The 18,404-nt window shown below is 65.6% G+C and carries 15 protein-coding genes; 7 read left to right on the forward strand and 8 right to left on the reverse strand.

Going from position 1 to position 18,404, the window contains the following annotated elements:
* The first annotated feature begins 184 nt into the window (after positions 1-184).
* Positions 185-1,975, forward strand: a complete 1,791-nt coding sequence (locus SMN802W_RS0108045; protein ID WP_019516396.1) for a thiamine pyrophosphate-requiring protein — start codon at positions 185-187, stop codon at positions 1,973-1,975.
* Between the two features lie 23 nt (positions 1,976-1,998).
* The gene (locus tag SMN802W_RS0108050; RefSeq protein WP_019516397.1) at positions 1,999-2,442 is read left to right on the forward strand and encodes a DUF2721 domain-containing protein; all 444 of its coding nucleotides are present in this window, start codon (positions 1,999-2,001) and stop codon (positions 2,440-2,442) included.
* Positions 2,443-2,968: 526 nt separating this feature from the next.
* On the opposite strand, the gene SMN802W_RS18655 is transcribed toward SMN802W_RS0108050, so the two are convergent.
* From SMN802W_RS18655 to SMN802W_RS0108070, 5 genes are all read right to left on the reverse strand, one after another.
* Positions 2,969-3,415 (reverse strand): YncE family protein, encoded by a 447-nt coding sequence (locus SMN802W_RS18655; RefSeq protein ID WP_019516398.1) that lies wholly within the window; start codon positions 3,413-3,415, stop codon positions 2,969-2,971.
* A gap of 99 nt (positions 3,416-3,514) precedes the next feature.
* The gene (locus SMN802W_RS18660; protein WP_202951015.1) at positions 3,515-3,991 is read right to left on the reverse strand and encodes a YncE family protein; all 477 of its coding nucleotides are present in this window, start codon (positions 3,989-3,991) and stop codon (positions 3,515-3,517) included.
* A 21-nt stretch (positions 3,992-4,012) separates the two neighbouring features.
* The gene (locus SMN802W_RS0108060) at positions 4,013-5,116 is read right to left on the reverse strand and encodes an alkene reductase (RefSeq protein ID WP_026325900.1); all 1,104 of its coding nucleotides are present in this window, start codon (positions 5,114-5,116) and stop codon (positions 4,013-4,015) included.
* A gap of 151 nt (positions 5,117-5,267) precedes the next feature.
* Positions 5,268-5,903: an alpha-ketoglutarate-dependent dioxygenase AlkB gene (locus tag SMN802W_RS0108065; RefSeq protein WP_019516401.1), complete on the reverse strand. Its 636-nt coding sequence runs from the start codon at positions 5,901-5,903 to the stop codon at positions 5,268-5,270.
* A gap of 576 nt (positions 5,904-6,479) precedes the next feature.
* Positions 6,480-8,846: a membrane-bound PQQ-dependent dehydrogenase, glucose/quinate/shikimate family gene (locus tag SMN802W_RS0108070; RefSeq protein ID WP_019516402.1), complete on the reverse strand. Its 2,367-nt coding sequence runs from the start codon at positions 8,844-8,846 to the stop codon at positions 6,480-6,482.
* 203 nt (positions 8,847-9,049) lie between these two features.
* Here SMN802W_RS0108070 and SMN802W_RS16690 point away from each other — a divergent pair, with 203 nt between their 5' ends.
* From SMN802W_RS16690 to SMN802W_RS18490, 5 genes are read left to right on the forward strand one after another with little or no spacing between them, the layout of a single operon-like run.
* A complete protein-coding gene (locus SMN802W_RS16690) occupies positions 9,050-9,931 on the forward strand; it encodes a hypothetical protein (protein WP_019516403.1) in 882 nt (293 codons plus the stop codon).
* Positions 9,932-9,935: 4 nt separating this feature from the next.
* Positions 9,936-12,026 (forward strand): cbb3-type cytochrome c oxidase subunit I, encoded by a 2,091-nt coding sequence (locus tag SMN802W_RS16695; RefSeq protein ID WP_156818779.1) that lies wholly within the window; start codon positions 9,936-9,938, stop codon positions 12,024-12,026.
* Positions 12,023-12,649 (forward strand): cytochrome c oxidase subunit 3, encoded by a 627-nt coding sequence (locus tag SMN802W_RS0108085; protein ID WP_019516405.1) that lies wholly within the window; start codon positions 12,023-12,025, stop codon positions 12,647-12,649. The genes SMN802W_RS16695 and SMN802W_RS0108085 overlap by 4 nt, the downstream gene beginning before the upstream one ends.
* Positions 12,646-12,948, forward strand: coding sequence for a cytochrome o ubiquinol oxidase subunit IV (locus SMN802W_RS0108090; protein WP_019516406.1), 303 nt, complete (start codon positions 12,646-12,648; stop codon positions 12,946-12,948). The genes SMN802W_RS0108085 and SMN802W_RS0108090 overlap by 4 nt, the downstream gene beginning before the upstream one ends.
* Positions 12,949-12,968: 20 nt before the next feature.
* Complete coding sequence (locus SMN802W_RS18490) at positions 12,969-13,226, forward strand: hypothetical protein (protein ID WP_162140007.1); 258 nt, start codon at positions 12,969-12,971, stop codon at positions 13,224-13,226.
* 43 nt (positions 13,227-13,269) lie between these two features.
* On the opposite strand, the gene SMN802W_RS0108095 is transcribed toward SMN802W_RS18490, so the two are convergent.
* The 3 genes from SMN802W_RS0108095 to SMN802W_RS0108105 are packed head-to-tail and all read right to left on the reverse strand — an operon-like array spanning position 13,270 to position 18,402.
* Positions 13,270-14,799 carry an MFS transporter gene (locus tag SMN802W_RS0108095; protein ID WP_019516407.1) on the reverse strand — a complete coding sequence of 510 codons (1,530 nt, stop codon included), beginning with the start codon at positions 14,797-14,799 and terminating at the stop codon, positions 13,270-13,272.
* Positions 14,800-14,812: 13 nt separating this feature from the next.
* Positions 14,813-16,306 carry a tryptophan halogenase family protein gene (locus SMN802W_RS0108100; RefSeq protein WP_037523653.1) on the reverse strand — a complete coding sequence of 498 codons (1,494 nt, stop codon included), beginning with the start codon at positions 16,304-16,306 and terminating at the stop codon, positions 14,813-14,815.
* An 8-nt stretch (positions 16,307-16,314) separates the two neighbouring features.
* Positions 16,315-18,402 (reverse strand): glycoside hydrolase family 97 catalytic domain-containing protein, encoded by a 2,088-nt coding sequence (locus SMN802W_RS0108105; protein ID WP_019516409.1) that lies wholly within the window; start codon positions 18,400-18,402, stop codon positions 16,315-16,317.
* Positions 18,403-18,404: the final 2 nt, after the last annotated feature.

Raw genomic sequence — 18,404 nt, forward strand, 5'->3', positions numbered from 1 at the left:
CTCCGCCGTCCCCTGCACAAACCCTTGGAACTGTGGCGGGTTCACGGGTTTGGTAGAATTGCGAGACGACGAACCGCATGCACCGCCGATCAGGATGGCATCGTCGAAGGCACACGCGCGCCGACCGCGAAGAACCCGTAGGCTCGTCACGCGTTTACCACGTGCTGCCCATAAAGGATTTTCCATGACCCGCCTCACCAGCGACTTCTTCGTAGAACGGCTCAAGGCGTGGGGCGTGACCCGCATCTATGGCTACTCGGGCGACGGCATCAACGGTGTGCTCGGTGCGCTCCAGCGCGCGGAGGGCACCGAGGGCGAAATCGAATTCATTCAGGTGCGGCACGAGGAAATGGCCGCGTTCATGGCGACCGCGCACGCGAAGTTCACCGGCGAGCTCGGCGTCTGCCTTTCGACCGGCGGGCCAGGGGCGACACACCTCATCACCGGTCTATACGACGCCAAGAGCGACCACATGCCCGTCCTCGCCATCGCGGGGCAGGCGGAGACGACGGTGCGCGGCGCGAGCTACCAGCAGGAGCTGAACCTCGACCGGATGTTCGCCGACGTGGCCGACTTCGTGCAGGAGGCCGCCGCCCCCGCGCAGCTGCGCCATCTCGTCGACCGCGGGCTGCGCGTCGCCAAGGCACGTAACGGCGTAACCGTACTGATCCTGCCCAAGGACGTGCAGGACATGGTTTGGAAGGAGCCCAAGCGCGCGCACGGCTTCACCCGTTCGGGTCCGGGCTACTCGGCTCCCCGCATCGTGCCGCACGAGGCCGATCTTCGCCGGGCGGCCGAGGTGCTGAATGCCGGCCGCAAGGTCGCGATCGTCATCGGTGCGGGCGCACGCGACGCCGCCGACGAAGTCGTCGCCGTCGCCGAGCGGCTGGGCGCGGGCGTCGCCAAAGCGCTGCTCGGCAAGGACGTGCTGCCCGACGACCTGCCATTAGTCACCGGGTCGATTGGACTGCTCGGCACCAAGCCGTCGTCCGACATGATGGAGGGATGCGACACGCTGCTGATGATCGGCACCGGCTTTCCCTGGGCGGAGTTCCTGCCCGCCGACGGACAGGTGCGCGCCGTCCAGATCGACATCGCACCCGAGATGCTGGGCCTGCGCTACCCGGTCGAGGTCAACCTCCACGGCGATGCCGGCGAGACGTTGCGGGCGCTGTTGCCGCTGCTCACGCAGCAGCAGGATCGCGACTGGCAGGAGGGCATCGTCGCCGGCATGGATGAATGGCGCGAGACGCTGAAGGGCCGCGCCATGGCCGATGCCTCGCCAGTCAATCCGCAGCGCGTGGTATACGAGATGTCGCCGCGCCTACCCGCCGACGCGATCGTCACCTCGGACTCGGGGTCGTGCGCCAACTGGTACGCACGCGACTGGCAGGTGAAGCGCGGTCAGCGCGGCTCGCTGTCGGGCGGGCTTGCCTCGATGGGCGCAGCCGTCCCCTACGCGATCGCCGCCAAGTTCGCGCACCCGACGCGGCCGGTCGTCGCGCTGGTCGGCGATGGCGCGATGCAGATGAACAACATGGCCGAGCTCATCACCGTCCAGAAATACTGGCAGCGCTGGACCGACCCGCGGCTGATCGTCTGCGTCTTCAACAACGAGGACCTCAACGAAGTGACGTGGGAGCAGCGGATCATGGAAGGCAATCCACGCTTCCCGACGACGCAGTCGCTGCCAGACGTGCGCTACTCGCGCTTCGCCGAGATGCTGGGACTGACCGGCATCTTCGTCGACGATCCCGCGCAGCTCGGCGCTGCCTGGGACCGGGCGCTCGCCGCCGACCGGCCGGTAGTGCTGGAGGTGAAGACCGATCCCAACGTCGCCCCGCTGCCGCCGCACGTCACGATCGAGCAGGCCAAGGCGTTCATGTCTTCGATGGCCAAGGGCGATCGGAGCGCGGCGCAGGTCGTCGCCGACACCGCGCGGCAGATCATCGGCGGCGTGCGCGAGCGGCTCTGACCGGCGTCGTTCGGAGAGCGCCCATGTCGCCCAACGCCGACAGCGCCGCGCACGTGGTCCAGCTCGCGCTGACGCCGGCGTTCCTGCTCACGGGCATCGCCTCGCTGCTGAACGTCTTCACGCAGCGGCTCGCACGGATCTCCGACCAAGTGAGCCGGCTCGCTGCCGAGCCGACGCAGCGGCCCCGGCGGCTCGTCCGTTTGCGGCTGCGGTCACGATTGCTCGATGCGGCGGTCCTGCTCGCGGCGATCGCGGGGGCGCTCACCTGCTGCGCGGCGCTGACCCTGTTCCTGCGCGCGCTCCGCAGCGGTGGCAGAGACACCGTCCTGTTCGCGCTGTTCGGCGGAGCGCTGGTGTGCGCGGTCGCGGGGTTGGCAGTGTTCGCGATGGAAATGGTGCTCGCCGGCCGCACCGTGCGCGAGATGGTCGACTCCGAAGATCCCGCTGCGCCGCCACCAGCTTTGTGAGCAGAGGATGGCTGCAATATCGACACCCCGAGCCGTCGCGAAAGCATCTCGAGCGGTTGGCGGCTGTGCGGCCGGGGAAATGCCGTGTCGAGCGTCGCGAGGTCAGCGTCGGCGAGAACGATGTTCGCGGCCGCACGGTTCTCTAGCATATGGTCGCAGCCGTTGTCGTGACATCGAGCTACGTGGTTCCAGCCGCAAGACCTATGTACAAAGCCGCACAGTCGTTCGTGATTTCTCATGCTTCGGTGAACGGCAGCTCAGCTGGCCAGTATGTCGTTCCCAAAAAGCGCGGCCACGGCTCACTGACCGACCCGTTAGCTGACAACCGGCTGCTGTTAGGCCCCGCCAAGCTGAGATCGTTCGTTCACTCGCTTCATCAGCTGTCTAATCATTGCTGACCATCTTACTCAATCACGAAGAATTGCACTCCCCTGCCGTTCGGCACTGTTCCAGGATCGTCCGGTTACGTTGTCGTCGTCATCCGCTAGTTGATCCGAGGAGCGACAAGCTCCCATGTCGCAGGCAGTCACAAGACCACTCCGGCATCCGGTGCTGCACCGGCTGCGAACTGGCCAGTGATTGCCCAGGTGCGAAGGTCTATAATCGCTACATGGTCGTTTTCGAGCGAGGCGTAGAGCATGTCGCCCGCGAGATTGAGGCCCGGCGCGCCGGTGCCGAGCGGCAGCCGCGCGTCCTCGGCGAGCGTGACGGGATCGAGGCGCGACAGGCTCTTGTCCGCTAGGTTCGACACAATCAACCGGCCGTCCGCCTGCGTAATCACGCGCACCGCCTCACCGCGCATCGTCCGTCGTGCGCGTTCCTCGAGCGTCGCGGCGTCGAGCGCGTGGATCGTGCCGTTCGGTCGGTCGATGACGTAGAGCGTCCGCTCGTCGCGGCCAAGGGTCATGCCCTCGGGCGCGGTGCCGATCCGCCGGCGCAGCGGTGCGACGCCCATATCCTCGGGATCGACCATGATGACCGCGCCGCTCAGCGTGTCGGCGACATAGGCGCGCGCGCCGTCGCGGCGGACAACGAGGTAGTGGCTGCGCGCGCCCTCGACCGGGATCAGCCGCTAGGGCGCGTTGTCCTGCACCGGATCGTCGAAGCGGATCAGCATGCTGTCCTTCTCCGACAGGACGTACAGTCGGCCGGCATCGTCGACGCGGACGGCGTGCAGTCGCCCGAACGGTGCCAGATCGATCGTCCGGGCGAGCGTGCGCTGCGCGAGATCGATGACCCACAGCTCGCTCCCGCCCGCGCCCGGTGCCTTCCAGCTCTCGACCCCGTAGTGGCCGATGAAGGCGTAGCGCCCGCTGCGATCCGCGACGATCTCGTGCGGCTGGGTGCCGAGCGCCACGGTGCCGGTGCGGTTGCCGCCGGGCAACGCGTAGAAGGCGACGCGTCCCGCGCCTTTCTCGACCAGCGCCAGCGTGCCGCCAATCGGTGAGGAGGACCCGGCCCTCGCCACCGCCCGTGCGCCGACCGCCGTTGCCGCGACGAGGCCGCCGGCCAGTATCCACAATCCCTGACGGCGATCAACCCGTGGCATCCGCCTGCTCTCCCCCAAGGTTCAGTCGCGATCGTCGGGCATCGTCGGCCAGTCAGAATAACCGACCGATCCGCCACCGTACCAATATTGCTTGGGCGCCTCGGCGAGCGGCGCGCCGGTGCGCAGGCGGTCGATGAGGTCGGGGTTGGCGATGAACGGCCGCCCCATGCTGAACAGGTCGGCATCGCCCTTCTCCAGCACCGTCTCCGCAAGGTCGAGCGTGTACTGGTTGTTTGCAATATACGCGCCGTTGAACCGCTGGCGGAGCGCCGGAAAGTCGACGCCGTCCGCCTCGCGCGTCTGCTGCGTCACGCCCTCGATATCGTGAACATACAGCAGGCCGCGCTGCGACAGCGCATCGACGTAGGTGCCGAAGGTTTCCATGACCTGGCTGTCGAGCGGCGTCTCTCCGGGCATCGTCGTGGCCGGCGACAGGCGGATGCCGACGCGCCCCGCGCCCCAGACGCCGACGACCGCGTCGACCACCTCGAGCGGGAAGCGCAGCCGGTTCTCGATCGATCCGCCGTAGCGATCGGTGCGCTGGTTAGTGCTGTCGCGGATGAATTGTTCGAGCAGGTAATTGTTGGCTGAATGGACCTCAACCCCGTCGAAACCTGCCGCCTTGGCGTTGGCGGCGGCGCGGCGATAATCCTCGACGATCGCGGGGATCTCGTCCGTCTCGAGCGCGCGCGGGGTGACGTGGTCCTTCATCCCGTCCTTGGTGAACGCCTGCCCCACCGGCTTGATAGCCGAGGGAGCAACAGGCAGCTCGCCGCCCTGCAAGTCGGGATGCGAGATGCGGCCGGTATGCCAGAGCTGAAGGAAGATCAGGCCGCCACGATCGTGCACGGCCTGAACGATCGGCCGCCATGCCTCGACCTGTCGATCATTCCAGATGCCCGGCGTCAGCGCGTAGCCGATCGCCTGCGGCGAGATGTTCGTTGCCTCACTGATGATGAGCCCAGCCCCCGCGCGCTGCCCGTAATAGTCCGCGGCGAAGGCGGGAGGAATACCCTCGTCGTCGGATCGGCTGCGGGTGAGCGGCGCCATGACGATACGGTTGCGCAGCGAGAGGTCGCCGATCTTAACGGGCTGCAATACAGGGGACGACGAGTGGTCGGGCATGTCTGGTATGTCCATCTGACGTAAAAGAGTCGCCGGCTAAACGGTCGAGAAGTCGCATCGGTCCGGCGTTCGCCCGTGATCGCGATCGGCGACTGGCGCAAACCCTTGCTGACCGGCTGACGTAGGGACAGGCGGTCGATCGGTGACTTGTTTACGTCGTTTCGTCGGAAGGGCGGTCGATCCGTCGCAAAGTCAGATTGATGCGGACTCCGTCGGCAAGTTCTTCGTCCGTCAGCAACGATGAAGAACCGGGCACGATGCCCTCCACGCCGTGATAGATAAGCCGGGCCGGACCACCGAACCAGACGACATCGCCGCTGTGCAGACGCAGTCGGCGCACGGGATCCTTCCTGCTCATACCGCCGACGAGAAACGTCGCATCGTCTCCGAGCGACACAGACACGACCGGCGCATCAAGGCTGGACTGACCCTTGTCCTGATGAAGCCCAAGCCGAGCCTCAGTGTCGTAGAAGTTAATAAGGCAGAGATTAGGCGGGATCACCTCCCCAGTCAGCTCCTGCCATAGTTCCAGCAGGCTTGAGGGGATTGCTGGCCACTGTTTTCCGGTTGTAGGATGACGAGATTGGTAGCGATAGCCGCCCTCGCGATCCGTCACCCACCCGAACGTGCCGGCGTTGCTCATCTTCACACTGAGCGGCGCCCCGGTTTTCGGCATGGCCTGTTGAAAGAGCGGTGCCTCCGCGAGTACCGTGCGGATGTCCGCCAGAATAGCGCGCTGTCCGGCCGCATCGTAGAAGCCAGGCAGGTGGTGGAAACCCGGCGGCAAATCGGCTGCCTCGCTGTCGAAAAGAGTAGGATGCCGGCTTCGCGATCTGTGGGCCATAGCGGGGAACTCCTGGGCGTCGCCGTCACTGTTCTACACTTGAATATGTAGGGCGCTCGGGGTTGACGCGCCACATCGGTGACAGACAGCATGCCTGCACCAATTACGCTTAATGATCACGCAGGTCGCAAACAGATCCGGTGATTGCTTTTTTGACACTTCTCGATTGGTGAGCTGCTATTGTATTAGTTACTCACCTGAAGACCCCCAATTAACCGTTATAACAAGTAGCGCTGCTCCGGAGATCGAACATTCGTTCATCTATACGGTCTGATCAAGACAATGACAGACGCTCCGTTGAGCCACTTCGCTGCGGATGCTGCAACAGGCGCATCGAAAAGGTGCGTAGCCGCCTATTTGCCCAATGCTTCACCTCGCCAAGCTATGTCGGGCGTCGAAATGTGTGTCATTCTGACAAGATACCTTAAGGTGCCGCAAACAGAGATTTGATCACTCTGTCGAGCCATACTTTTTCTGTTTAAGGGCATGTGGGCAGTGAAAGCGGCACGGCAACGTGCTTCAGCTTTTCGGTAACGCGTATGCGAGCGTGTAGTCGCCGTAGCGCGTGCCCAGTGCGCCGTGGCCGCCCGCGGTGATGACGACGTACTGCCGCCCGTCACGCCCGCGATAGGTCATCGGCGTCGCCTGCGCACCAGCGGGCAGCCGCGCCTTCCACACGACCCGTCCGGTGTTGAGGTCAAACGCGCGCAGGTACTGGTCGGTCGTCGCGCCGATGAAGGCGAGCCCACCCGCAGTGATGATCGACCCGCCCAGATTGGGCACGCCCGTCTTGATCGGCACCCCCAGGTGCGAGCCGAACAACCCGGTGTCGCGCGCGGTGCCTAGCACTTTCTTCCACAGCACCTTGCGGGTGCCGAGGTCGACCGCGGTCAGGTGACCCCAAGGCGGCGCAACGCAGGGTGCACCGAAGATGCCGACCCACGCCTTCACTACCGCGACATAGGGCGTGTTGTACTGCGTCTGCAGCTGCGCCTGCATCGCGTTCTCGCCGCCCTGCTTCTGCTTCATCAGTTCGGCGACGCGCGGATCGTCGCGGCGCATCAGCCACAGCTTGAACGGCATCTCCATCGTGTTGACCGTCATCACGCCGCGCACCGGATCGACCGCCGCGCCGCCCCAATCGGTGACACCGTCGAAGGCGGGATGGCCGATGATCGGCTTCAGCCCCATCGGCTGGTAGATGCCGGTGCCCTGCGCACGGCGGATGTCGATGCGGCAGAACAGCTGGTCGATCGGCGTTGCCCCCCAGGTCGCGACCTCGGTCGGGGCCGCCGGCGTGAAGCTCGGCATTCCGGTGGAAAAAGGCTGCGTCGGCGACACGCGCACGCCTGGCGTCGCGCCATCGGTGCGCACCGGGCGCTCGGTGATCGCCGCGAGCGGCGCGCCGGTCAGCCGGTTTAGGAAGAACACCTGGCCCATCTTGGTCGTCTGGATCAGTGCCGGGATCACCTGCCCGTTCGGCGCGCGATAGTCGAACAGCGACGGGCCGATCGGCAGGTCCATGTCCCACATGTCGCGGTGGACGAGCTGCCGCGTCCAGCGCAGCTTGCCGGTTGCTATGTCGAGCGCGACGATCGAGGAGCCGAACCGGTCGTCGAACGGCCGGCGGTAACCGATCCAGTAATCGGGCGATGCATTGCCGGTGCCCAGATAGACAAGGCCGTTGGCCGCGTCAGCGGTGATCGCACCCCAGACATTGGGCGTGCCACGCGTGTAGGTCTGTCCCGCCGGCAGCGGCGCGATCGCGTCGGGCGAACGACCGACGTCCCAGGCCCAGATCGGCGCGCCCGACACCGGATCGTAGGCGCGCACGACGCCCGACGGGATGTTGCGATTGACGTTGTCGATAATCCGCTCACCGATGATCAGCCGGTTGTTGACGACCACAGGCGGCGTGGTGCCGATCTGATCGGACGGCTTCGACGTGCCCATGTTGGTGCGCAAATCGATCGCGCCGTTGTTGGCGAAACTGGAACACGGGCGTCCTGTGTCGGCGTCGAGCGCGATCATCCGCGCGTTGAACGTCGGCGCGAAGATGCGACGCGGACACGGCGTTCCGGCGGGCGCTTCGAAATAGGTCACCCCGCGGCAGACCAGATAGTTGTTGCCGGCGATCGGTGCGTCCTCGTGCCAGCTCCACTTCGTCTTGCCGGTGGTCGCGTCGATCGCCTGAACGAACGAGTGCGGCGTGCAGGTGTAAAGCGTGTCGCCGATGTGGATCGGCGTCGCCTCCGAATGATACTCTCGCTTATGCTCGTCCGATTCCGCCGCCATTGGCAAGTCGCCGGTGCGCTGCGTCCAGGCCAGCTGCAACCGGCCGACGTTCTGCGGCGTGAGGTCGGCCAGCGCTGAATAGCGGCGTCCCGACAACGTCCCGCCGTAGTCACGCCAGTCGGCGTCAGCCTCGCCGGTCGGCGCGGCGGGAAGTAGGGCGGTAGCGGACGCATCCTGCGCGCGCGCCCCGTCGCCGTGGAGTGCGACGCCGCCGATACCGAGTCCGAGCAGCACCGCCGCCGCTGCGGGCACCGCGTGTGCGTGCGACCGCCACGAGCGCGTCCGCCACCCGGTCAGCAGGACGAGCGCCAGCAGAACGGTGGGCGCGACCAACCGTGGGACGAGTTGCAGGCCATCGAAGCCGACTTCCCACAGTGCCCAGATCAGCGTGCCGACCCAGATCGCGACAAACAGCAAGCGTCCGATCCGAGCGTTGCGGCCGAGCAACGCACCGCTGACCACCATCGCAATGCCGGCGACCAGATAGTAGAGCGATCCCCCTAGCGCCACGAGAACGCCACCCGCGACCGCGAAGAAACCGCCAAGAATGGCCACGCACCACGCGACGATCAGCCGGTACAGCCGAGCCATTGCGGTTTCCTTTCAGAATATTGCTGGCTAGACGCTAGGGCGGGATGACGCTTCACGCAAGCTCCTCAACTCGTGCCAAGTCGTTCTGGCAACAATGCCAGATACGATCCATTTTCGACCTGGTTAGGTGGCAAAGAAGAAGCGTTGTGACTTTCCCACCCACACAGCGACCAACAACGCCGCTCCGCCATCCGCCACTCGCAATGAAGAGCGTTCGAGCCGTTCTTTCCGTCGCAGCGCTTGCGGTCCTGCCCGGTTGTGCCGCACTGGATCGGGGCATCCTGAACGCGCAAGGCCCGGTCGCCGGGCACGAGCGGCACCTGCTGCTGGTCGTGTCGGCCATCCTGCTGTTCGTCTGGGTGCCGGTCGTGATCCTGGTTCCGCTGATGGCGTGGCATTACCGACGGTCCAACACCAACGATGCCTATCGGCCCAAATGGGCGTTCTCCTGGCCGCTCGAAGGATTCATCTGGATACCGCCGATCGGCATCGTCATCCTGCTCGCCTTCCTGCTGTGGCCGGCGACGCAGCGCGACGATCCGTACACGCGCCGCGCCGGACAAGGCGAGCCCGTGCGCGTCCAGGCGATCGCGCTCGATTGGAAATGGGTATTCATCTACCCCGACGAAGGCGTCGCAACCGTGAACCAGCTCGCAGTACCGGCGGGGCGTCCGGTCCAGCTCTCGCTGACCAGCGGTACCGTGATGCAGTCGTTGCTGCTGCCGCAATTGGCGGGCCAGGTCTACGCGATGGCGGGCATGCGCACGCGAATGAACTTTGCCGCCGACCGCCCTGGCACGTTTCGCGGCGAGAACACCCAGTTCAGCGGCCGGGGGTTCGCGCATCAGAAATTTTCGATCGTCAGCATGACGCCCGGTGCTTATGCCGCGTGGCTGGCGCGGGCGCACTCGGTCGGGCGCCCGCTCGACGTAGAGGCCTGGGCCACCTTGTCGAGGCCCGACACCACTGGTCCGCAGACCTTCTCTGCCGTGCCTCCGCGCTTCTTCGACCGCGTCATCGCCGCGACTAACGGTGCTTCCCACCCGCACGCCGACCACCAACCAGCCACGCGAAAGGCGCCCTGAGCCCGTGCAGACCGCGCATCCTCCGATCTGGCCCGAGCTACTCGGTCGCTTCACCTGGCACGACCTGCCGTTCGTGCGCGCGTGGGAGAACCCGAGTGCGAGCGAGATCATCGGCGCGGCTGCCGGCGCACTGGTGATCGTCGGCTTCCTCGCCACTGTCACGCTGCTGACCCATTATCGCCGCTGGCGCACGTTGCTGAACTGGGTGACCAGCCTCGACCACAAGAAGATCGGCATCATGTACGTTGTCATCGCGCTGATCATGCTGTCGCGCGCGGTAGTGGAAGCAATCCTGATGCGGATGCAGCAGGCTGCGGCGATCGGCGAACCGGGCTTTCTGTCGTCCGATCACTTTGCGCAGCTGTTCTCCACTCACGGCTCGATAATGGTGTTCTTCATGGCCATGCCGTTCCTGACCGGCGTCATCAACTACGTCATGCCGCTGCAGATCGGCGCGCGCGACATGGCGTTTCCGTGGACGAATTCGGTCGCGCTGTCGCTGACGGGCGGCGGCGCAGTACTGATGATGGTTAGCCTGGTGGTTGGACAATTCTCGACCGGTGGCTGGAGCGGCTATCCACCGTATACTGGGCTCGCCTTTAGCCCCGACGTCGGACCGGATTACTGGATCTGGACGGTGACGCTCGGCTCGATCGGGTCGACGCTCGGCGGCATCAACATCGCCTGCACCATTTTCAAGCTGCGCGCGCCCGGCATGTCCTTCATGCGCATGCCGTTGTTCTGCTGGACCAGCCTGTGCACCAGTATCCTGATGATCTTCGCGATGCCGCCGCTGACGGTCGCGACCGCGCTGCTGGCACTCGATCGCTACCTGGGATTTCACTTCTTCACCAACGACCTCGGCGGCAACATGATGAACTACGCCAACCTGTTCTGGCTGTTCGGTCACCCCGAGGTCTACATCCTGATCCTGCCAGCGTTCGGCATCTACTCGGAAGTCGTCTCGACCTTCTCGTCGAAGGAGCTGTACGGTTACGTCTCGCTCGTGTGGGCGACGATGGCGATCGCGGTGCTAAGCTTCACCGTCTGGGTCCACCATTTCTTCACGATGGGACAATCAGCCAACATCAACGCGGTGTTCGGCATCGCGACGATGACCATCGGCGTGCCGACGGGAGTGAAGATCTACGACTGGATCTGGACCATGTTCCGTGGCGAAGTGCGCTTCGCGGTGCCGATGCTCTACTCGCTGGCGTTTATGGTGACCTTCGTCATTGGCGGGTTTACCGGGATCATCCTCGCCATTCCACCGCTCGACTACGTGTTCCACAACACGCTATTCCTCGTCGCGCATTTTCATAACATGCTGATCCCCGGCCTGCTCTACGGCCTGCTCGCGGGCTATACCTTCTGGTTTCCCAAGGCGTTCGGCTTCCGGCTGAATGAGCGCTGGGGACGCATTGCCTTCACCTGCTGGGTGATCGGCTTCTATCTCGCCTTTATGCCGCTCTACGTGCTGGGCGCGAGCGGCATGGCGCGGCGAACCAGCGAAATCTACGAGCCCGATTTCCGTCCCTGGCTCTACGTCGCGGGCGTCGGCGCACTGGTCGTCCTGTGTGCGCTCGCCTCACTGGTCGTGCAACTGGTGGTCAGCATCCGTGAGCGCGACGCCAACCGCGTGTTCGGGGGCGATCCATGGGACGCGCGCGGGCTCGAATGGTCGACCTCGGCCCCGCCGCCCGAGTATAATTTCGCGGTCATCCCGCACGTCGACGGACGCGACCCGTTCTACGACGGCAAGCGCGACGACGGTTACTATCGTCGGCACGCGCACTATGACCCGATCAGCGTGCCGCGCAACAGCGTGACCGGGACGACCATCGGTATCGCCGCGACGGCAGCGGCGTTCGCGCTCGTCTGGCACATGTGGTGGCTGGCGATCGTCGCCAGCCTAGGCATCGTCGCTGCGCTGGTCCTGCGCAGCTTCGTGCGCGACACGGACCGCACCATTTCGGCGTCGGAGGTCACGGCTACCGAGCACCGCTGGCATGACGCACTCGACGCCGCGACGCCTATCGAGCGCGCATGCGAGCTGACGCCGTGCAATCAGGGGCTGGCGGAGACCACGGCATGAGCGAGCCGTCGCTGCAACACGCCGGGATCAACCTGGGCGGAACCGAAAATCACCCGGACGCCTATGCCGAGAGCGGCATCTTCGGCTTCTGGGTGTTCCTGATGAGCGACGCGGTGATCTTCGCACTGCTGTTCGCTGTCTACGGCACGGCCCTCGCCGCCACCGCGGGTGGACCGACGCCTGCGAGCGAGTTCAAGCTAGACGCCGCGCTCGCCGAAACGCTTCTGCTGCTCACCAGCAGCTTGACGATCGGGCTCACCGTGCTGGCAATGAAGTACGACAGGACCAGACGGCCCGTGTTGGCATGGATGGGTGTCACCCTCCTCTTAGGTGTCACCTTTCTCGCGATGGAAGGGCACGATTTCGCGACCATGTTCGCTCACGGCGCCTATCCGACGCGTAGCGCGTTCCTGTCCGCGTTCTTCGCGCTCGTGCCCCTGCACGGTATCCACGTCCTCGCGGGCTGCGTGTGGATGCTGGTAGCGGCGGCGCAGATCCTCGCCTACGGCTTCGACGCGCGCGTGCGCATCAACATACTCCGTTTGAGCCTATTCTGGCACTTTCTCGACGTGATCTGGGTCGCGATCCTGAGCGTCGTCTACCTGCAGGCGCATCTGCCATGAACGACCGCCGGCATGAGACGCTGACCTATCTGACCGGCTTCATGCTCGCGCTAGCGCTGACGCTTGCCGCCTTCACCGCAGTGCACTGGCCGGTCGCGTCTGCGGGCACCACGCTCGCGCTCATTCTCGGGCTCGGTTTGGTGCAGGTGGTCGTGCAGTTCCGCTGCTTTCTTCACATCAGTCTCGCCAGATCGTCCCGCGACGACCTGCTGCTGGTGTTGTTCTCGACGTTGATTGTCACGCTGATGGTGTCGGGTACGCTCGTCATCCTGTTCAACCTGCGCGGACGCATGATGTAACAACCCACCTATGCGTGAATGTGCACACCATCGGTACGGGCGGTAACGGCCGGTCCGGCAAAACGGCGCGCAATGGCGAGACGCTGTTCCGCGCCAGTCGAACGAGCTTCCTGCCAGTGCTCGAGCGCTGCCTAAAAACGGACAGGCAAATCACTCCCATCGGCGGGCGTTTGCAGTCATTATCCTACGAGCTGAACGAACGTACGCTTCTTCGCTATGCCCGCTTGAAAGCTGATGGGCCGCTCACCACCCACTATCGCTTGTGCGCAACGTGGTGACCTTTCACGTCTTTTGTAACGAGTGACCCCACGATACTCGAACTCAAACCGCCTTTACCCGCGTCATCGCCGCGGCAGCGACCAGCATCGTCGCGGCGGCGAACGCCATTGTCCAGATCGGCTCGCTTGGAAAGAAGTGCTTGGTGATAGACCCCATCACGGTCGCGATCAGCAATTGCGGCACCACCACAAACACATTGAACAGTCCCATGTAGACGCCCAGCTTGCGCTGCGGCAGCGCGGAGGCGAGGATCGCGTAGGGCATGGCGAGGATCGTCGACCAGGCGATTCCAATCCCAACCTCGCTTAAGAGCAGCCAACGGTAATTGGGCACGAGGAAGATGCTTGCGAAGCCCGCCGCCCCGCAGACCAGCCCGACGATGTGCGTGCGCGCCTGCCCGATGCGCCGCGCGAGCAGCGGGATCAGCACCAGCGCCGACACTGCCGCGACCCCGTTGTACGTCGCGAACAGCACGTCGACCCAGCTCGCGCCCTCCTGATAGGCCGCACTACCCGCATCCGCCGCGCCGAAGAAGCGCCGGGTCACCACCGGCGTCGTGTTGATCCACATGATGAACAGCGCAGACCAGCTGAAGAACTGCACCAGCGCTAGCCGCTTCATCAGCGTCGGCATGCCTGAGAAATCGCCGACGATATGCCCCAGCATGCCCGCAGTCTGCCCACCGCGCGCGCGCCGGACCGCAACCAGGCTGGCGAGGCCGTAAGCGGCAAGCAGCCCGCCCAGCAGATACACTTCCTTCTCCAGTCCGCTTGCCGCGACCAGCACGATCACCGCGGCACCAGCGGCAATCCACGCAACGCACGCCGCATCGCTGCGCGCCGCGAGCACGCGCAGCACGTGCGCCTCCTCGCCCGCGTCGGCCGCGCCGTCGAACCGTGCCAGCTCGTCGGGTGAATATTCACGTGTCGACACGACGGTCCAGATCACGCTCGCCAGCAATGCCGCGCCGCCGAACCAGAAGGCGTAGCGCACCGAATCGGGGATTGTCCCCGCCGCAGCGACGTTCGACACGCCCAGCCGCTCAAGCATCCAGGGGAAGATCGAGCCCACCACCGCGCCCGCACCGATGAACGCGGTCTGCACGCCGTACCCGGCGGCGTGCTGATCCTTGTCGAGCATGTCGCCGACGAAGGCGCGGAACGGCTCCATCGACACGTTGAGCGACGCATCGAGCACCCACAGCATGACAGCGGCGACCAGCAGCACCGGGCTCTCGGGCATGACCAGCAGCGCGATTGCAGCAAGCAGCGCGCCGGCGAGGAAATACGGCCGCCGCCGCCCCAGCCGCCCCAGCCACGTGCGGTCGCTCAAATGCCCGATCACCGGCTGCACCAACAGTCCGGTCAGCGGCGCCGCCACCCAGAGCGCGGGCAGGTCATCGAGGCTGGTGCCGAGCGACTGGAAGATCCGGCTCATGTTCGCGTTCTGGAGCGCAAAGCCGATCTGGATGCCGAAGAAGCCGAACGAGATGTTGAGCAAGCCGAGCAGACTTTGTCGCTTGCGCCGCTGCAGCGCACCCTCCGCTTGAACCGCTGCCGCTACGCTGACCATCCCGTGTTCTCCGTTACGTGCGCGCGAGCGCGGCGGCGTGATCGCCGAAATTGAGCAAACAGCCGTCCAGCAGCCGGTCGATCGCAGCCGTATTGGTCGGCGCGGGCGCGGGCCTGAGCCGCGCGTCGTCGGGGAACGTACCGTACCCTGCGAACAGCACCTCCCACGACAGGGCCGAGTAGAAACCTGCTAAGTCGCGCCGTGTCACCTCCGCGGCGACGTCGCGCCCGGTGAACCACGCGGTCATGATCGCCTTCAGATCATCCGACAGGTGATCGTTGGCGGCGTTGCAGCGCCAGAAGTCGGTGTCGCCGCGACTGTTCAGCCGGTAATGCGCGACGATGTAATCACGTACGCCTTCGAACCGCCGCGCGATCTCGGCGTTGAACGCGTCGCGTCGCGCGGGCGTGCCCTGCCCCTTCTCGTACGCGTCGATGAACCGCTCGACCATCGTCTGCGTCAGGTGCAGCGCCGTTGCCTCCAGCGGCTCGATGAAGCCTTGCGCGAGGCCGATGGCGAGGCAGTTGGCGTGCCACGCGTGCTCGACGCGCCCGACCTTCAAAGCCAGGTGCCGCGCGCTCACATCAGCGTCTAGCAGTCGCAGATGCCGCCTAAGTTCGGTTTCGGCCGCGTCCGCCGACAGGTAATCGGACGCATAGACGTAGCCGTTGCCCGTCCGCGACGTGAGCGGAATTGCCCACGCCCAGCCGCTCGACAGCGCGGTCGCGGTGGTGTGCGCGTTAATCGGCGCACCAGCCTCGCGCGGCGTCGGCAGCGTCACCGCGCGGTCGCAGAACAGGTTACTCGCGAACGGCACGAAACGCACGCCGAGCGCGCCTTGCGCGATCACCGAGCGGAACCCGCTCGCATCGACGAAGGTGTCGGCCGTCACCCGCGCGCCGTCCCCGAGCACCAGCGCCGCAACCTCGCCGCTGGAATTTACGTCCACCATATCGACGCGCGCCGCGACGTGCGCGACACCGTGCGCCAGCGCGTGATTGCGCAGCACCGCGCCGACCTTGTGCGCGTCGAAGTGATAGCCGTAGCCGACCTCGAACGGGAAATTGTCCGGCGCGACCGGCGCGCGCTGCGCCTCGGCAAGCCGCGTGTTGAGGAAGAACCGGTCAGGACGCGCCGCTACGTCGAGGCCGGTCCGCCGCGCCAGCGCGTGCGCATGGAACGCGCCCGCGGTATGCAGGTCGATCGCGCTCGCGAACGGGTGAAAATAGCTGGTGTAGCCGGCGCGCGTCGACCAGCCATCGAAGCGGATCCCGGTCTTGTAGGTCGCGTCTGCCGCGGGCATCCAGTCCGCCTCGGCGATACCGAGACGCGCGAACAGCGCGCGCAGCTGCGGGGTCGATCCCTCGCCGACCCCGACAATGCCGATCTCGGGCGCCTCGATCACTGTCACGCGCGCCTGCGGCCAGGCGCTCGCGAACAGGCACGCCGCCATCCACCCCGCAGTACCGCCGCCGAGTACGACGACGCGCGGGGAGAGAGGCGGCATGTTGCTCATCAGCGGCGAATACGCCCGCCCGGCGCGACGAAGCGGATCGCCTGCCCGCCGCCCGGCGCGAGCTTGATCGTCAGCGGGTCGCCCCCGCGCACCTTGATCGTCTCAATCTTGATCGAGTGGCGCGCCTCCGTCTTGTAGTCGGCATCGTCACCGTCGCGGTACACCTGCGCGGTGTAGGTCTTGCCCTTGTCCAGGAAGTCGGTCGCGACGGTCAGCGTGCGCGCATTCTCGTCGGTGATGCTCCCCAGGTACCAGTCGTTCGACGCGCGGTCCTTGCGCGCGACGGTCACGTAATCGCCGACCTCGCCGTTCAGCACGCGCGTGTCCGACCAGTCGACCGGCACGTCGCGGATGAACTGGAACGCGTCCATGTGCTTGGCATAATTCTCCGGCGTATCCGCCGCCATCGCGACGGGCGAGTAGATCACGACATAGAGCGCCAGCTGCTTCGCCTCGGTCGACTGGAGCGGGCTGCCCTCCGATCCCGTCAGGCTCAGCACGCCCGGCGTGAAGTCCATCGGCCCGCCCAGCCACTGGGTGAAGAACATGTTCGCCTCGTGCTCGGGCGGGTTCTTGCCCGGCCAGGCGTTGTACTCCATGCCCCGACCGCCCTCGCGGCTCAGCCAGTTCGGGTAGGTGCGGCGCAGCCCGGTATCCTTGACCGGCTCGTGGCTGTCGATCCCGATGCGGTATTTGGCGGCGGTCTCGACCACGCGGGAATAGTGGTTCACCATCCACTGCCCCTCGTGCCACTCGCGGTGCTTCGACCCGTCAGGGTCGACGCGCTCGATCTCGCCCGCGTCGGTGACGTAGCCGGTCTTGATCGCGGGGATGCCGTGGTCGCGCGCGAACTTGAACGCGCGGTCGAGCTGGCTGTCATAGTGACTCGCCGACCCGCCCGTTTCATTGTGTCCGATTAGATACACGCCCTTCGACTTGGCATAGCGCGCCAGCTCGTCCGCGTTGAAATCGGGCGTCGGCTGGTCGAACTGCATCGCGTTGCCATCGCCAAACCAGTCGCCGTTCCAGCCGACGTTCCACCCCTCGACCAGCACGCCCGGTATCCGGTTCGCCGCAGCAAAATCGATGTAGCGTTTGACGTTCGCGGTGGTGGCGCCGTGTTTGGGCCCGGTCGCCCAGGTCCAGTCGCCCTTGATCATGTTCCACCACACGCCGACGAACTTGCCCGGCTTGATCCATGACACGTCGCCCAGCTTATTGGGCTCATTCAGATTGAGCTCGATGTGGCTCATGTAGAGGCCCGGCGCGTCGTCGGCGATGATGATCGTGCGCCACGGCGTCGCGAACGGCGCGTCGCGACTGACCTTGGGCGCGCCCGAGCCCGGCGTCAGCACCGCCTTCAGCGTCGTGGTGCCCGCCACCTGCGCCAGGTTCATCGCCGAATAATCGACCAGCGCCGCTTCATGGATCGCTACGTGCGTGCCGCTCGCGAGCTTGGCGGTGAACACCGTCTGCGCGGTGCCGACCGCACTGATCGGGGTCTTGTTGTAGAGGTACTCCTCGCGGTTCCACTCGAACGCGGGCTTCCACCACGCGGTGCCGTCTTCTGCGAGCGCGAACTGCGTCAGCTCCTCCGCGATGTTGGCGTGGTGCAGATTGGGCTGGTCGGGGAAGGAGTAACGGAAACCGACGCCATCGTCGAAGATGCGGAAGGTGACCACCATCTCGCGGTTCAGGTTCTTGGTCTCGCGCAGGCGCACGACCAGCTCGTTGTGATTATCGCGGATCGTCTTCCACTCGCCGAACGGCTGCGTCCACGACGTGTCGCTCTTGCTCTGCGAGGTGGAGACGAGCGCCAGCGCACGGTCGATCTTGCGTGCATCGGTGAACAGGAAGCCCAGCGCGCTGGGGCGGATCACCGGCTTGCCGCGCCGCGCGATCGCGTAGGTCGCGCGCCCGTCGCCGTCGATCGCGACCGACACGGTGATCGACCCGTCGGGCGAGGCACCGCGCGCGACGACGTTGTCGCCCGGCGATGGCACGACCGCGCGCGTATCCTGCGCGAGCGCGATCGCGGGGGTCATCGCGGAGGTGGCGGCGGCGAGCGCCAGCAGAAGGGTCTTCATGT

This window comes from Sphingomonas sp. Mn802worker (genome assembly GCF_000382485.1).
Taxonomy (GTDB): domain Bacteria; phylum Pseudomonadota; class Alphaproteobacteria; order Sphingomonadales; family Sphingomonadaceae; genus Sphingomonas.

Bases quoted from the DNA above. Each gene is read 5' to 3' on its own strand.
- SMN802W_RS18655 (WP_019516398.1), bottom strand. From the start codon at position 3,415: ATGGTCGATCCCGAGGATATGGGCGTCGCACCGCTGCGCCGGCGGATC.
- SMN802W_RS0108045 (WP_019516396.1), top strand. From the start codon at position 185: ATGACCCGCCTCACCAGCGACTTCTTCGTAGAACGGCTCAAGGCGTGG.
- SMN802W_RS0108060 (WP_026325900.1), bottom strand. From the start codon at position 5,116: ATGCCCGACCACTCGTCGTCCCCTGTATTGCAGCCCGTTAAGATCGGC.
- SMN802W_RS0108070 (WP_019516402.1), bottom strand. From the start codon at position 8,846: ATGGCTCGGCTGTACCGGCTGATCGTCGCGTGGTGCGTGGCCATTCTT.
- SMN802W_RS0108050 (WP_019516397.1), top strand. From the start codon at position 1,999: ATGTCGCCCAACGCCGACAGCGCCGCGCACGTGGTCCAGCTCGCGCTG.
- SMN802W_RS16690 (WP_019516403.1), top strand. From the start codon at position 9,050: ATGAAGAGCGTTCGAGCCGTTCTTTCCGTCGCAGCGCTTGCGGTCCTG.
- SMN802W_RS0108095 (WP_019516407.1), bottom strand. From the start codon at position 14,799: ATGGTCAGCGTAGCGGCAGCGGTTCAAGCGGAGGGTGCGCTGCAGCGG.
- SMN802W_RS0108090 (WP_019516406.1), top strand. From the start codon at position 12,646: ATGAACGACCGCCGGCATGAGACGCTGACCTATCTGACCGGCTTCATG.
- SMN802W_RS18660 (WP_202951015.1), bottom strand. From the start codon at position 3,991: ATGCCACGGGTTGATCGCCGTCAGGGATTGTGGATACTGGCCGGCGGC.
- SMN802W_RS0108105 (WP_019516409.1), bottom strand. From the start codon at position 18,402: ATGAAGACCCTTCTGCTGGCGCTCGCCGCCGCCACCTCCGCGATGACC.
- SMN802W_RS0108100 (WP_037523653.1), bottom strand. From the start codon at position 16,306: ATGCCGCCTCTCTCCCCGCGCGTCGTCGTACTCGGCGGCGGTACTGCG.
- SMN802W_RS0108085 (WP_019516405.1), top strand. From the start codon at position 12,023: ATGAGCGAGCCGTCGCTGCAACACGCCGGGATCAACCTGGGCGGAACC.